Source organism: Vibrio sp. PSi01, assembly GCF_054960695.1.
This window is the reverse complement of record NZ_JBHNYN010000008.1, coordinates 141,473-155,373: the sequence shown is the minus strand read 5'-3', so window position 1 is coordinate 155,373 and position 13,901 is coordinate 141,473. Positions and strand designations below refer to the sequence as shown.

The following is a 13,901-nucleotide window of genomic DNA, read 5'->3' as shown; positions in this document are numbered from 1 at the left end:
CTTGAGCTCTTTGCATTTTAAGGAGCTCGGTGACACCAGCTCCAGAATCAATATCGCAAATTAAGCAATACGGTCTTTATTCCAAGACGCTTCTTTTTGTTGGCGTTCAGCCAGTTTTTCTTCACGGTATGCTTCGCGCGCTTCACGTTTCTTACGCGCATCACAAGGTTCTGGGCAGTTACATACTTTATCGATACCAACAGCACCTAAGCCACCACAGCTGCCTTTCACAACTTTCTTTTGGACTATATAGCCAATAGACATTGCTGTGATTACGGCAAGAAAAACACCAAATGTAATCAGAAATGTATTCATAATTCTCTCGCTTACCTTATTTACCTAAGTATGGCTTAAATGCTTCAGAAGCAATTTCTTTAAAGCCATCTGCTGTTTTTACCACCATGAATGCTGGGATGTCATGTTGGTTTGCGACTTCCATTCCTTTAACCTCACCTAAGACCATTAAGCCAGTAGATAAGCCGTCTGCAGTCATTGAAGACGGGTTTAAAACTGTCACAGAAACCACTTTATGGTGAAGAGGCTTTCCTGTTTCTGGGTTAATGATGTGAGAGTAACGCACACCATCACGCTCAAAATAGTTACGGTAATCACCAGATGTCGCGATCGCCATATCACCTGGTTCAATAATCTCTTGGATGTTACGCTCTTCAACGCTTGGTTTTTCGATAGCGATACGCCAGCCTACACTTTCGCGATTTAAACCCTTCAAGCGGATTTCCCCGCCCACTTCTACCATATAGTTGTGAATGCCAATTGAATCCAGATAATCTGCAACAACATCAACGCCCCAACCTTTTGCAATAGTTGAAAGATCAACATACAAGTTTGGTAAGTCTTTTTTCAGTTTATTGCCTTCAACGCTAAGATGATGAATACCAACCTTTGCCTTGCGAGCCGCTAATTCTTCATCTGTTGGAACTACTTCAGGGCGAGCTTCAGGGCCAAAACCCCACAGATTAACCAGAGGACCTACAGTAACATCCAACGCGCCTTCAGTAAGACCGTTCAAACGAATTGCTTCTTTCACTACAAGAGCAGTTTGTTCAGAAACTTCGAAAGCGTCAGCACCACGATGTTGATTAAAACGGCTCAGCTCAGAGTCCTCACGGTAAGTCGACATTTGATCGTTCACTTCTTCAAGCAGACGATCGATCTCGGTATGAACTTCATTTGACTCAGGAAACTCATCACCATTGATATACTTAATGTTATAACTGGTGCCCATTGTTGGGCCACTTAAATGCACTTGCTCTCTTGGCTGCTCACAGCCAGCAAGAAAAATCAAAGAAGTTAATGCAACAAGCCAAATTCTCACTTGCTTACTCCTATTTAATGTTGAGGATTTATATAAGGAAAAATAAGAGAATAAATAGGTATTTTTAACACCTTACTCTTTCTTATATAAGCCGTTGTATTGTCAAAAGCTATCTTAGAAAAACAAATGGCTGACTCGTAGGAGTCAGCCATAATATCAATCACTTAAATGGATTAACCACCAAAGTCATCTAGTAGGATGTTTTCATCTTCTACACCAAGATCTTTAAGCATGCCGATAACAGCAGCATTCATCATTGGTGGACCACACATGTAGTACTCACAATCTTCAGGAGCTTCATGATCCTTCAGGTAGTTTTCGTACAATACGTTATGGATGAAACCTGTGTAACCGTCCCAGTTGTCCTCTGGTTGAGGATCAGACAGTGCACAGTGCCACACGAAGTTTTCGTTTGCAGCCGCTAGGCCGTCGAAATCTTCAATGTAGAACATCTCACGCTTAGAACGTGCACCATACCAGTAAGACATCTTACGAGTAGAGTTAAGACGCTTAAGTTGGTCGAAGATGTGTGAACGCATTGGCGCCATACCTGCACCACCACCGATGAATACCATTTCATTGTCTGTGTCTTTAGCAAAGAACTCACCAAATGGACCAGAAATAGTACATTTGTCGCCTTCTTTAAGAGACCAGATGTATGAAGACATCACACCAGGAGCTACATCAGGGTTATTTGGCGGCGGAGTTGCGATACGCACGTTAAGCTTGATGATGCCTTTCTCTTCTGGGTATGAAGCCATAGAGTAAGCACGGATCGAATGCTCTTTAACGATAGACTCGTAACGGAACAAGTTGAACTTATCCCAGTCACCACGGTATTCCTCAGGAATATCGTAATCTGCGTATTTCACGTGATGTGGTTCAGCTTCAATCTGAATATAACCACCCGCTCGGAACGGAACCTCTTCACCTTCAGGGATTGCTAGAGCCAATTCTTTGATGAAAGTAGCTTCATTGTTATTCGAGATAACAGTACATTCCCACTTTTTAACACCAAAGATATCTTCGTCTAGTTCAATCTCCATGTCAGTTTTCATAGCAACTTGACATGCAAGACGTTCGCCTTCGCGAGCTTCACCTTTTGTGATGTGATCAAGTTCAGTAGGTAAGATGTCGCCACCACCAGACTTAACTTTTACACGACACTGACCACAAGAGCCACCGCCACCACAAGCAGAAGATACGAAGATACCAGCGCCAGCTAGGGCACCAAGTAGCTTGCTACCAGGTTGAGTAACGATCGCCTTTTCAGGGTCGCCGTTTACTGAAATAGTGATGTCACCTGATGGTACTAACTTAGACTTAGCGAAAAGAATCACTAGAACTAGAGCCAGTACAATAATGGTAAACATCGCTACGCCAAGAATAATGCTTTGCATTTGTTATTCCTTATTACTGGGTGCTTACCCTACAGTTGAACACCAGAGAAAGACATAAAGCCTAACGCCATCAAACCAACAGTAATGAACGTGATACCAAGGCCACGTAGACCTGGAGGTACGTCAGAGTACTTCATCTTCTCACGGATACCCGCAAGAGCAACGATAGCTAACATCCAACCCACACCAGAACCGAAGCCGTAAACAACAGACTCAGCAAAGTTGTAGTCACGAGTTACCATGAAAGATACACCACCAAAGATTGCACAGTTAACTGTGATCAGTGGAAGGAAGATACCTAGTGCGTTGTACAAAGGTGGGAAGAAACGGTCTAAAACCATCTCTAGGATTTGTACAAGTGCCGCGATAACACCGATGAATGCGATGAAGTTAAGGAAACTTAAATCGACACCTTCAACAAGCGCGTTTTCTTTTAGGATGTGTGTGTAAACAAGGTTGTTTACAGGAACAGCGATTGTAAGTACTACAACTACCGCAACACCAAGACCAAAAGAAGTTTTAACTTTCTTAGATACCGCTAGGAATGTACACATACCTAGGAAGAAAGAAAGCGCCATGTTTTCGATGAAAATCGATTTAACTAGCAGACTAATATAATGTTCCATGACTACCTTACCCCTTCGCTTCTACTTGTTCTGGTTTGAACACACGAATTGCCCAAATCAAGAAACCAATTAGGAAGAACGCAGAAGGTGCTAGAAGCATCAAGCCATTTGGCTGATACCAACCACCGTTGCTCACTAGAGGTAGTACTTCCATACCAAATAGTTTGCCAGAGCCTAGAAGCTCACGGAAGAAACCAACAGTGATAAGAACGAAACCGTAACCAAGACCGTTACCAATACCATCGATTAGAGATGGGATTGGTGCAGACTTCATTGCGAATGCTTCAGCACGACCCATTACAATACAGTTAGTAATGATTAGGCCTACAAATACAGATAGCTGCTTAGAGATATCGTATAGGTATGCTTTAAGCACTTGGTCTACCACGATTACTAATGATGCGATAATTGCCATCTGAACGATGATACGCACACTGTTAGGAATGTGGTTACGGATCAAAGAAACGAAGAAGTTAGACAGAGCAGTAACAAACATTACCGCGATAGTCATAACAAATGCTGTTTCTAGCTTAGTGGTTACCGCAAGAGCAGAACACACACCAAGAACCTGTAGCGCGATAGGGTTGTTATCCAACACTGGCGCTAAGATGCTCTTTTTAATTTCTTTTGCACTAGACATTAGTTCAGACCTCCATCACGAACTTTTGCTAGGAACGGACCAAAGCCCATTTCACCTAACCAGAAGTCAAATGTATGTTGAACGCCAACGCTGGTCAGTGTTGCACCTGAAAGGCCATCAACACCGTGCTCAGAACCTTGAGGAGCACCACCTTTAACTACCTTGATAGCTGGTTTGTGGTTGTCGTCGAATAACTTTTTACCAACGAATTGAGCACGCCAAGTTGGGTTCTCAACTTCACCACCAAGTCCAGGAGTTTCACCTTGCTCGTAGTAAGTGATACCAGAAACTGTGTTGCCATCAGTTTCTACCGCAACGAATGCGTACATCATTGACCATAGACCGTTACCGTGAACAGGGATGATAACTTTAGAAGTTTCAGCGCCATCTTTCACTAGGTAAACCGTACCAATGTTAGCACGACGAATGATCTTAGCGATGTCATCTTCAGCTGAAAGCTTGATTGACTGAGCTGGATCTTTTGCCGCTTTACGTTGGTCGTATGCAGCAGCATCGCCGTCAACGAAATCGCCAGTAGCGAAATCAACTAAACGAGGTTCGATGTTCTCTGCGTACAGTGCTGGAATATCACCTGCAAGTTCAATGCCCGCAACTTCAAGGATCTTAGTTTGCTGATCCAGAACTGCGTTAGCTTGTTGCTTAGGTTTAAGAACAACTGCAGCTGTTGAAACGATGATTGAGCACACTAGGCTCAATGCGATAACAACAAACAGCGTCTTTTTAATGCTATCGTTATTACTTGCCATAGCGCGCTAGTCTCCGCTTAATGTTCTTCTCGATTACAACGTGGTCAAACAGAGGAGCAAATAAGTTTGCGAATAGAATCGCAAGCATCATGCCTTCTGGGTATGCAGGGTTAACTACACGAATCATTACACACATTGCGCCGATTAGGATGCCGTACCACCATTTACCACCGTTGGTAAATGACGCTGATACAGGGTCTGTTGCCATGAAGAACATACCAAATGCGAAGCCACCTAAAACTAGATGCCAGTGCCAAGGCATGCTGAACATTGCATTAGTGTCAGAACCGATCACGTTAAACAATGTTGATACAGCAATCATACCGATCATTACACCAGCAATGATGCGCCATGAAGCAATGCCCATGTATACAATCATTGCAGCACCGATCATAAGTGCAAGCGTTGATACTTCACCGATAGAACCTGGGATGTTACCAATGAACGCATCCATCCAAGTGATCGTCTCACCAGATACTGTATTCATTAGTGCACTACCACCGCCTTGAGCCCATTGGCTAAGCGCAGTTGCACCAGAGAAACCGTCAGCTGCAGTCCAAACTACGTCACCTGAAATCTGTGCAGGATATGCAAAGAACAGGAACGCACGACCAGCAAGCGCAGGGTTCAGGAAGTTACGACCCGTACCACCAAAGATCTCTTTAGCAACAACAACACCGAAGGTAATACCTAATGCTGCTTGCCATAAAGGAAGTGTTGGCGGAACGATAAGCGCAAATAAGATAGAAGTAACAAAGAAACCTTCGTTGACTTCGTGTTTACGTACCATACAGAACAGTACTTCCCAGAAACCACCAACGATAAATACCGTTGCGTAGATAGGTAAGAAGTAAGTCGCACCCAAGAGCATCTTACTGCCCCAACCTGCATCGGCCCCTAAGGAGGCGCCTAACATTTCGGTTAGCCAGTAGTGCCAGTTACCATCAATGATAGAAACCAGCTCTGCACCTGAATACATGTGGTTTAGTGCTGCGATAGCTTGACCACCTGCGTTATACATACCCCAGAACATTGCTGGGAATACCGCAAGCCAAACCATGATCATGATACGTTTTAAGTCAACGCTGTCACGGACATGTGAGCTTTTCTTTGTAACTGTACCTGGTGTGTAGAACAGTGTTGCTGCAGCTTCGTAAAGCGCAAACCACGTTTCGTGTTTACCACCTGGTTCAAAATGATGCTCGATGTCTTCAATAAACTTTTTAAGGCCCATGAAAATTACCCTTCCTTCACAATTATATCTAGGCATTCACGAAGTAACTGACCGTACTCGTACTTACCAGGACATACAAAGGTACACAGTGCTAAATCTTCTTCATCTAGCTCTAGCGCACCAAGTGCTTGTGCACTATCAACGTCGCCAGCGCATAGATCGCGAAGCAGCAAAGTAGGCTCCATATCTAATGGCATTACTTTCTCGTAGTTACCAATTGGAACCATAGAGCGATCACTACCGTTTGTTGTCGTTGTCATGTTGAACAACTGACCTTTAAACACGTGACCAAGGAATGAACGAGTAACAGAGAACTTGTTCTTACCAGGCATTGCCCAACCAAACAGCTCTTTATCACGACCTTCACGAAGAACCGAAACCTGTTGATGGTAACGGCCAAGGTAAGCATGTGGACCTGAAGCGTGAACACCAGATAACACTGAACCTGAGATCAGGCGAACTTCACCTGGCATCAACTCGCTGTCCGTTAACTCTTCAAGGCTAGCACCAATTTGAGTACGAACTAGACGTGGGTTGTTAACTACTGGACCAGCCAGAGAAACAACACGCTCAGAGTAAATCTCACCAGTAAGGAAAAGCTTACCGAATGCGATAACATCTTGGTAGTTAATGCTCCACGCTACGTTTTGTGCATTTACCGGGTATAGGTAATGCATATGCGTGCCTGCAAGACCTGCAGGGTGTGGGCCATCAAAAACATGTTCTTCAACGTTAGACTGAGCTGAACGAGGTAAGCTAGTACCTTTTTTACAAACGTACACTTTACCGTTAGTCAGAGTTGAAAGAAGATCCAAACCAGCAACGAAAGCATCAGACTGCTCGTTAATGATTAATTCTGGCTCAGCTGCCAACGGATTAGTATCCATAGCAGTTACGAAAATAGCCTGAGTTTCAGAATCAATGGCTGGAACCTTGCTGAACGGACGAGTTCGCAAAGCGGTCCATGCGCCAGACTCAACTAACTGAGATTTAACCGTTTCACGGTCAAGACCTGCTAGTTGGCTAGCTTCATAGCTATTGAACGTGATTTGCTCATTGCCTGCTACTTCAATCACTACTGATTGAAGAACACGCTTAGCACCACGGTTCACTTCAATAACTTTACCGCTTGCTGGAGAAGTAAATACAACACCTGGGTTCTTTTTATCTGCAAAAAGAACTTGGCCTTTCTTCACTTCATCACCAACGCGAGCATGCATCGTAGGACGCATACCAACGTACTCTTCGCCAAGCAAGGCGACTTTAGTGATGGACTTACCATCATTAATCACCTGGGATGGAGTTCCTGCGATAGGAAGATCCAAACCCTTATTTATTGTAATCATACGCACTTGCACTACTTTATCGGGAAAAAGATTCTTTTAATTGCGTAAATTCAGGACGTTTTAAACTCGCCCTTAGACACGACATTACAGTGTCCGGTTTTGGTAAATTTGAGATACCAAAATCGCAACATTTTCATAATAAAATCACCACACGAATCATGTGAGATTTATCAGGTGCGATATTCTAGCATTTTTTGACAACTCGATGCCATGACCAATAACTTGAATACAGCCTTTATTTGGTGAGATTTGAAGCATATGGCCTCTCAAATATGTATAAATTTGACGAGCCGCACAGATAAAATGGCTTTTGAATCGTGTTTTAAACAAGAGATTAATACTCTGTCACAAACTAATATTTTACTAGTTATGTTGAAACACTGTTAATAAAAACATTACTCATTGTAGGTATTTGAGCCCGTTCAATTTGACATCAGTTTGGGTGATATAAGAACGAAAAATACATAAGTTTGACGACAAAAAAAGCGCCATGGCGCTTTTCTCTGTATATAGGCCTTCTTACTTTCCGCCACCCATACACATTGGACTGTCTGGCACGCTATCTAGCTGCTTCATCCATTCATCTTTTGTATAAGTGTGAATAGACAGTGCGTGGATATTATTGGCTAACTCTTCTGAAAGTGCCTTATTTACCGCTCGATGACGAGCAATAAGGCGCAAACCTTCAAACACATCACTGACAACAATCACTTTAAAATGACTCTCAGAACCAGCCGGAACATTGTGCATATAGCTCTCATTCACCACGCTTAAATGACTTGGTGAAAACTCATTGTGCAATTTTGTTTCGATAACTTCTTGGATCATTGTGATTCCTTAATAACGTATTGGCATTACTGTGAGGTGATTATAAACCCTAACAGGTCGACTGTCTGAGTATTTCATTGCAGACGGCATCGGTTTGGTTGAGTTTTTTCTATCTTGTTTAGCCTGCATTTGAGACAATATCTCTGTTATTTCTTATTATAAGCACCTCAAGTATGAAAACCGATCTTACCCTTCTCGATAGAACTTTGACCTTACATCGTTTCCCTAAACGTTCAAATGAAACTCTTCAAGCTTGGGATGCGGGCGACGAATACATTATCAACCATGTTGAAGAGATGAATCTTGAACCTGGTAAACACATTTTAATCATGAACGATAGCTTTGGTGCTCTATCTACTTGGTTCTCCAAAGATCATGATGTCACGATGATGAGTGATTCTTTTATCTCCCATCGTGGCGCACTGAAAAACTTACAACGTAATCAAAGTAATCGTGTGAGTTTCTTAAACACAATGGATGCGATCCCACACGGGATTGATCTTGTGATTATGCAGTTGCCGAAAACAAACCGTCACCTGATTTGGCAGTTAAGCCAATTACGTCAAGCGTTACCTGAAGGCTGCCAAGTCATTGGTGTAAATAAAGTGAAAGAGATACACACTTCAACGCTTAACATTTTTGAAAAATATCTAGGCGAAACAAAAACATCGCTAGCAAAGAAAAAACATCGCTTAGTCTTATCTTCTCCAAATTGCCAGCCGATTCAAAAAGTCGAACCTTACGTTGAGTGGGATGTAGACGGTGAAGATATCCGTCTGAAAAATTTACCAAATGTTTACTCAGGGGAAGCACTCGATCAAGGCGCTCGTTATATGCTAGAGCACATCCCTCAAGATCCTGAACTACGTCATATCATCGACTTAGGCTGTGGTAATGGCGTATTGAGTGTAAAAGCAGGCCAATTAAACCCACAAGCTCGTATCACTTGTGTGGATGAGAGCTTTATGGCTGTGGAATCAGCACGACAAAATGTAATAGATAACCTAGGTGAAGAAGGCAACTTTCAGTTCATTGCTAACAACTGTTTAGATGGCTTTAAGAAAAACAGCACTTACTTGGTTATGTGTAATCCTCCATTCCACCAGCAACAAGCGATTACTGATCACATTGCATGGCAAATGTTCTGTGATGCAAAGCATGTTCTAAGCAATGGGGGCAAATTAATTGTTATTGGTAACCGTCACCTCGGATACGATGTAAAACTAGCGAGATTATTTGGTGAAGCGAACGTTGAAACGCTTGAATTGAACCAAAAATTTGAGATATTACAAGCAACAAGAGAACCTGCTAACTTTAACAAATAGGCAGTAGACCGCTTTAAAATACCGAGCTTCTTGTGTGAATTTAGAAAGGATAAAGGAATGAAAAAACTGATTTTGGCTGCCTCTATTATGGCTTTAACAGCATGTTCAGCCCCTCAGCAAGAACAGATCAACGTAATGCCAGAAGCTTCATTAAGCTCAAGCAACCTTGTGCAAGGCAAAACATACACGTTAACCAGTAAAGATGTACGTGCTGCTCAGTATGTTGCATTGGTTGATAGTGGACGTTCAAATATCCAACCAATTCACGCAAAGCAAAATATGCGTATTTCTCTGGAAAACGCTTTAGCACAACAGCTAGAGTCACAAGGTTTTCGTGCAAGCGTAAACAGTGAAAACTCTGTGGTTTTAGAAATTCAAGAAGCACTTGTTACCGTCAAGCACACCATTATGGAAAACCAAATGGACGGTAAAGTGACGCTTGAAGTAACTGCTGAAACACCTGAAGGTAAGCTAGTTAAAACATTCAACGGTACAGCGACTCGTACCGGAGCACTAAGCGCATCAAACGACGACATCTCAATGGTGCTTAACGATGTGATCAACTTGGTTCTTACTGAAATCGCGAATGACCCTGAACTACAAAACTACATGAAGGAACGTTTCTAATGAGCCGTATTCTTACTTCTATCGCATTAATGCTGGTGAGCGTGAGCGTTTGGGCTGGTCCTAAAGTGAACGTTGAAACAACATTAGGTGACTTCACTATTGAACTAAACCAAGAACAAGCACCGATTAGTGCTGAGAACTTCTTAAAATACGTTGAAGACGGCAGCTACGAAGGCACTATCTTCCACCGAGTTATTCCGGGCTTTATGGCACAAGGTGGTGGCTTCGATCAGGACATGAATCAACAAGCGACTTATGCTCCAATCAAGAACGAAGGCAGTAACGGTCTAAAGAATGATACAGCAACGATCGCTATGGCTCGCACTAATGCGCCTGATTCTGCGACTCGTCAGTTCTTCATTAACTTTGCTGACAATGATTTCTTAAACGCGAAAGGCGGTAATCCTGGTTACGCTGTATTTGGCAAAGTGACTGAGGGGTTTGATGTCATTCAAAAGATGGCCACCATTCCAACTAAACGAATGGGACGTATGTCAGACATCCCAACCGACCCAATCGTCATCACCAACGTAACCCTTCTTAAGTAACCTCATCAAACGCCCTTATTTCTTAAGGGCGTTTTTCTATACAAGGACGCCCTATGTCATCAGGCACTCCCTCTCTTACTTGGATGCAGACTTTCCGCAGCTACCTAGATAAACGCTTACTTTGGGTGTTTATGTTAGGTTGTTCGAGTGGCTTCCCATGGGTTCTTATTGGCTCCAACATGTCTGGATGGCTTAAAGATGCGGGCTTAACTCGCGCTGCAATCGGCTATTTTGGTAGCGTATTTGCAGTCTACGCCATTAATTTTTTATGGGCTCCCTTGGTTGACCGAGTCAAGTTGCCAATCCTGCACGCCATTCTAGGTCAACGACGCAGCTGGATATTTTTATGTCAAAGCTTTGTATTGATCTGCACATTATTAATTGCAGGAGTGAACCCAGCCAATGATCTGATGTTCACTTCCATGCTTGCGCTTGGAATTGCAATTGCTTCTGCTACTCAAGATATCGCGATTGATGCTTTCCGTATTGATTCATTTCCAAAATCAGAATCATCAAAATTGCCACAAGCTTCTGCTATGGCCGTTGTCGGATGGTGGACAGGTTACTCACTTCCGGGTTATCTGGCATTTATCAATGCCGATTCTATAGGTTGGAACGGTGTATATTACGGTATGGCTGGTGTCGTCGTCGTTTTGATGTTGTTCACGCTGTTTGTTGGTGAGCCGATTACCAAACGTGAAGCACTACAAAAAGAAGCTCTGCAACGTCATAATAAAGTGGTGGGTTCAAAAGTTGTGGCGTGGTTCAGTGTCACAGTATTAGAACCGTTTTATGATTTCTTTAGGCGGAATGGTGTTCAGGTAGCGATTACTCTTCTGCTGTTTGTATTCCTATTTAAGATAGGCGAAGCTTTCTTAGGGCGAATGTCGATCCCCTTCTACAAAGAGATAGGCTTTAGCAACGAACAAATTGGTCACTACTCCAAGCTAATTGGCTGGGGCGCAACAATATTCTTCACCTTGTTAGGCAGTATCTTCAATGTCAGGTTCGGTATTGTGCGCGGGTTGATGATTGGCGGTATAGCAATGGCAGCCAGTAACCTGATGTTTGCATGGATAGCTAAAGCGGGCCCAAGTGAAACTCTGTTCTTGGCAACAATTATTGTCGATAACTTTACAACGGCATTCTCGACAGTAGCATTCGTGTCTTTCTTAACACTATTAACTGGGCAAGCCTTCTCTGCAACCCAGTATGCATTACTCGCATCCTTGGGTAACTTCGGTCGCACCACGCTGGCTTCCTTCAGTGGTGAGTTGGTTGATTTCCTCAATGATTGGTCAACCTTCTTTATACTGACCTCATTAATGGTCATTCCAAGCTTGATCATGCTTTATTCGTTACGCCACTTTTTCACTGATTTATTAGAAAAAGCTAAAACCAACCAAGAATAAGAGCAAAAGAAAAAAGAGGATAGCATTGAGCTGCCCTCTTTTGTTTTCTGATTACTGACATCACAGATCTAGTCTGTTGTATCACTCACTAATAAGTTGAAGCCCATTCCCGCCACATCATCAATCGCCACAACTTGATAAACGACACCATCAGCTAAGGTTGCAGGCGCAGAGTCAATGGCAACAGTAGTTGGGTCTCCTGCTACAGTAATCGTCACGTAGTAAGATCCCGCTGCCACATAAATACCATTCGCGTAATCTTTGAATTTCACGTTACTCAATGCCGGTGTACTTCCTGAAATTCCCACGTTTTCGGTTAAGTAAATGTCAACTAACGCTGCGATTGGGTTAGCCGCTGCATGAGTAATATTCAATACCGCACTAGTGGCAACAGGGCGTCTATTTTCCGGTACAACCAGAGCTTCCAAATTAAGATTCGATACTGTTCCTACTGCATACACACTGTAATCCATACCAGTAAACACAGCTAAACCATCAACATCAATAAATGTGGGAGACGTCGTCGCAGTTTCATAGATGTCAATATCGTAGCTCCCTGCCGCTAGATCTAAGAACCCACGAACTTCTTTAAACATCAAATCATCAAGCGGAGCAAACTGGGTTGAATTCACATACACATCTACATTTGGTGCACCATCCACAAGGTGCCCCACTCTTACTTCTGCGGTTTCTGCCATATCGTAAATCAAAGATGAGCCTTTACCATCCATCACCATAAGTTTCACTGGAGACGCACTGTTTGAATCAGCTCTAGGTACCGCCGCTATAGTCAACTCACTACCGCCAGACAGAGTAATTTCTCCAGAATCAAAAGCAATAGCACTACCACTCACTGTTTCTAGTCTCACTCGATACTGCCCAGCAGGGATATTCAGAACGTCTGTGAAATCTTTATACCCTAACGTCCCGAGAGGTGTGCCTAGAGGATCACTCGGACCTGTAACGTATAAGTTCACATCCCCAACACCAGATGCCGCATGAACAACCTGCACATCTAAACTTGAGCTTGTTGCTGTACCACTCGCAGGTCTCGTCACGACTAACGCTTCAACTGGATTATTCGAACCGTCAGCATCACCAACTACCATCACTGTATAATCAGTATCGCTGCTCAATTCAAATTGGTTTTGAGGTAATACAGTTAAAACGGCATCGCCAGGGAGTTGAACGTCAACTTGAACGGAAGTCTGCCCAGCTGTCACTGATGTATACCCTGATGCGTTGGCATAATCGACACCCGTCCAACGTGCCTGACTGTTAATCAAAACATTCGCAAGCGGCGCATCTGGTGACGCATGTACCGCTTGAATTTGCGTTGTGGGCTCATCGTCGTCATTACAGCCGACAATAAAAAGCGCTGAAATTGCTACTGCTAAAATTGGTGAATATTTCATTAGTCTTCTCTCCAAAACATTTAGAACAGCTCAACGCACAAAAGGAAGTTTCTTAAAAGTCTGTCAACACTTAATCTGTGTATAGCGCAAAGAACTGTCTCGTTATCTCTTTTTAGTGGTAAGCAACAGGGTTTGTAATCCGATTTACTCGTCACCAGAGTTCTTCATTAAATAACTCCAACTTCATTACGGAGTCGGTCAAAAATAGATCAAAGCAAAGAAAACGAGACAGACGATTTAACCCATTTGGGGGAAGAAAAAACTTAGAAAGGAATACTGTTGATTTTGATATGCATGTCACTCTATTCAGTAGAATCGTTTGCTTAGGATGGTATTTAGCCAATTTATCCACAAAATAATCAAATTTCACAAAACCAATAGAATTAGTGGTGCATCA

At 42.9% G+C, this 13,901-nt stretch carries 14 protein-coding genes; 4 read left to right on the top strand and 10 right to left on the bottom strand.

Features of this window, described 5'->3' with window-relative positions; genetic code table 11:
- Window positions 1–60: 60 nt before the first annotated feature.
- From nqrM to bolA, 9 genes are all read right to left on the bottom strand, one after another.
- On the bottom strand, window positions 61–315 hold the full coding sequence (nqrM, locus tag ACFI6G_RS13365) for a (Na+)-NQR maturation NqrM (protein WP_010439061.1): 255 nt from the start codon (window positions 313–315) through the stop codon (window positions 61–63).
- A gap of 16 nt (window positions 316–331) precedes the next feature.
- Entirely contained in the window at window positions 332–1,336 is a 1,005-nt protein-coding gene (locus ACFI6G_RS13360; protein ID WP_010439058.1) for an FAD:protein FMN transferase, read from the bottom strand.
- A 173-nt stretch (window positions 1,337–1,509) separates the two neighbouring features.
- Window positions 1,510–2,736 carry an NADH:ubiquinone reductase (Na(+)-transporting) subunit F gene (gene nqrF, locus ACFI6G_RS13355; protein WP_010439056.1) on the bottom strand — a complete coding sequence of 409 codons (1,227 nt, stop codon included), beginning with the start codon at window positions 2,734–2,736 and terminating at the stop codon, window positions 1,510–1,512.
- Window positions 2,737–2,765: 29 nt separating this feature from the next.
- Entirely contained in the window at window positions 2,766–3,362 is a 597-nt protein-coding gene (gene nqrE / locus ACFI6G_RS13350) for an NADH:ubiquinone reductase (Na(+)-transporting) subunit E (protein WP_009848375.1), read from the bottom strand.
- A gap of 7 nt (window positions 3,363–3,369) precedes the next feature.
- The gene (locus ACFI6G_RS13345) at window positions 3,370–4,002 is read right to left on the bottom strand and encodes an NADH:ubiquinone reductase (Na(+)-transporting) subunit D (RefSeq protein ID WP_010439052.1); all 633 of its coding nucleotides are present in this window, start codon (window positions 4,000–4,002) and stop codon (window positions 3,370–3,372) included.
- Window positions 4,002–4,769: a Na(+)-translocating NADH-quinone reductase subunit C gene (locus tag ACFI6G_RS13340; RefSeq protein WP_010439050.1), complete on the bottom strand. Its 768-nt coding sequence runs from the start codon at window positions 4,767–4,769 to the stop codon at window positions 4,002–4,004. The genes ACFI6G_RS13345 and ACFI6G_RS13340 overlap by 1 nt, the downstream gene beginning before the upstream one ends.
- On the bottom strand, window positions 4,759–6,003 hold the full coding sequence (locus ACFI6G_RS13335) for an NADH:ubiquinone reductase (Na(+)-transporting) subunit B (RefSeq protein WP_010439046.1): 1,245 nt from the start codon (window positions 6,001–6,003) through the stop codon (window positions 4,759–4,761). Before ACFI6G_RS13335 ends, ACFI6G_RS13340 begins: the two co-directional genes overlap by 11 nt.
- 5 nt (window positions 6,004–6,008) lie before the next feature.
- On the bottom strand, window positions 6,009–7,349 hold the full coding sequence (locus tag ACFI6G_RS13330) for a Na(+)-translocating NADH-quinone reductase subunit A (protein WP_010439044.1): 1,341 nt from the start codon (window positions 7,347–7,349) through the stop codon (window positions 6,009–6,011).
- A 519-nt stretch (window positions 7,350–7,868) separates the two neighbouring features.
- Window positions 7,869–8,177 carry a transcriptional regulator BolA gene (bolA, locus tag ACFI6G_RS13325; RefSeq protein ID WP_010439043.1) on the bottom strand — a complete coding sequence of 103 codons (309 nt, stop codon included), beginning with the start codon at window positions 8,175–8,177 and terminating at the stop codon, window positions 7,869–7,871.
- 173 nt (window positions 8,178–8,350) lie between these two features.
- Here bolA and ACFI6G_RS13320 point away from each other — a divergent pair, with 173 nt between their 5' ends.
- The 4 genes from ACFI6G_RS13320 to ACFI6G_RS13305 are packed head-to-tail and all read left to right on the top strand — an operon-like array spanning window position 8,351 to window position 12,089.
- Window positions 8,351–9,502 (top strand): methyltransferase, encoded by a 1,152-nt coding sequence (locus ACFI6G_RS13320; protein ID WP_010439042.1) that lies wholly within the window; start codon window positions 8,351–8,353, stop codon window positions 9,500–9,502.
- A 57-nt stretch (window positions 9,503–9,559) separates the two neighbouring features.
- Window positions 9,560–10,129 carry a YajG family lipoprotein gene (locus ACFI6G_RS13315; protein ID WP_010439040.1) on the top strand — a complete coding sequence of 190 codons (570 nt, stop codon included), beginning with the start codon at window positions 9,560–9,562 and terminating at the stop codon, window positions 10,127–10,129.
- A complete protein-coding gene (locus ACFI6G_RS13310) occupies window positions 10,129–10,677 on the top strand; it encodes a peptidylprolyl isomerase (protein ID WP_010439038.1) in 549 nt (182 codons plus the stop codon). Before ACFI6G_RS13315 ends, ACFI6G_RS13310 begins: the two co-directional genes overlap by 1 nt.
- Before the next feature lie 53 nt (window positions 10,678–10,730).
- Complete coding sequence (locus tag ACFI6G_RS13305; RefSeq protein ID WP_016790319.1) at window positions 10,731–12,089, top strand: AmpG family muropeptide MFS transporter; 1,359 nt, start codon at window positions 10,731–10,733, stop codon at window positions 12,087–12,089.
- A gap of 68 nt (window positions 12,090–12,157) precedes the next feature.
- Here the strand turns inward: ACFI6G_RS13305 and ACFI6G_RS13300 are convergent, their stop codons facing one another.
- On the bottom strand, window positions 12,158–13,504 hold the full coding sequence (locus ACFI6G_RS13300; protein ID WP_010439033.1) for a DUF4397 domain-containing protein: 1,347 nt from the start codon (window positions 13,502–13,504) through the stop codon (window positions 12,158–12,160).
- Window positions 13,505–13,901: the final 397 nt, after the last annotated feature.

Coding starts and splice junctions, on each gene's coding strand:
- nqrM (WP_010439061.1), bottom strand. CDS start 315: ATGAATACATTTCTGATTACATTTGGTGTTTTTCTTGCCGTAATCACA.
- nqrF (WP_010439056.1), bottom strand. CDS start 2,736: ATGCAAAGCATTATTCTTGGCGTAGCGATGTTTACCATTATTGTACTG.
- nqrE (WP_009848375.1), bottom strand. CDS start 3,362: ATGGAACATTATATTAGTCTGCTAGTTAAATCGATTTTCATCGAAAAC.
- ACFI6G_RS13345 (WP_010439052.1), bottom strand. CDS start 4,002: ATGTCTAGTGCAAAAGAAATTAAAAAGAGCATCTTAGCGCCAGTGTTG.
- ACFI6G_RS13340 (WP_010439050.1), bottom strand. CDS start 4,769: ATGGCAAGTAATAACGATAGCATTAAAAAGACGCTGTTTGTTGTTATC.
- ACFI6G_RS13335 (WP_010439046.1), bottom strand. CDS start 6,003: ATGGGCCTTAAAAAGTTTATTGAAGACATCGAGCATCATTTTGAACCA.
- ACFI6G_RS13330 (WP_010439044.1), bottom strand. CDS start 7,349: ATGATTACAATAAATAAGGGTTTGGATCTTCCTATCGCAGGAACTCCA.
- bolA (WP_010439043.1), bottom strand. CDS start 8,177: ATGATCCAAGAAGTTATCGAAACAAAATTGCACAATGAGTTTTCACCA.
- ACFI6G_RS13320 (WP_010439042.1), top strand. CDS start 8,351: ATGAAAACCGATCTTACCCTTCTCGATAGAACTTTGACCTTACATCGT.
- ACFI6G_RS13315 (WP_010439040.1), top strand. CDS start 9,560: ATGAAAAAACTGATTTTGGCTGCCTCTATTATGGCTTTAACAGCATGT.
- ACFI6G_RS13310 (WP_010439038.1), top strand. CDS start 10,129: ATGAGCCGTATTCTTACTTCTATCGCATTAATGCTGGTGAGCGTGAGC.
- ACFI6G_RS13305 (WP_016790319.1), top strand. CDS start 10,731: ATGTCATCAGGCACTCCCTCTCTTACTTGGATGCAGACTTTCCGCAGC.
- ACFI6G_RS13300 (WP_010439033.1), bottom strand. CDS start 13,504: ATGAAATATTCACCAATTTTAGCAGTAGCAATTTCAGCGCTTTTTATT.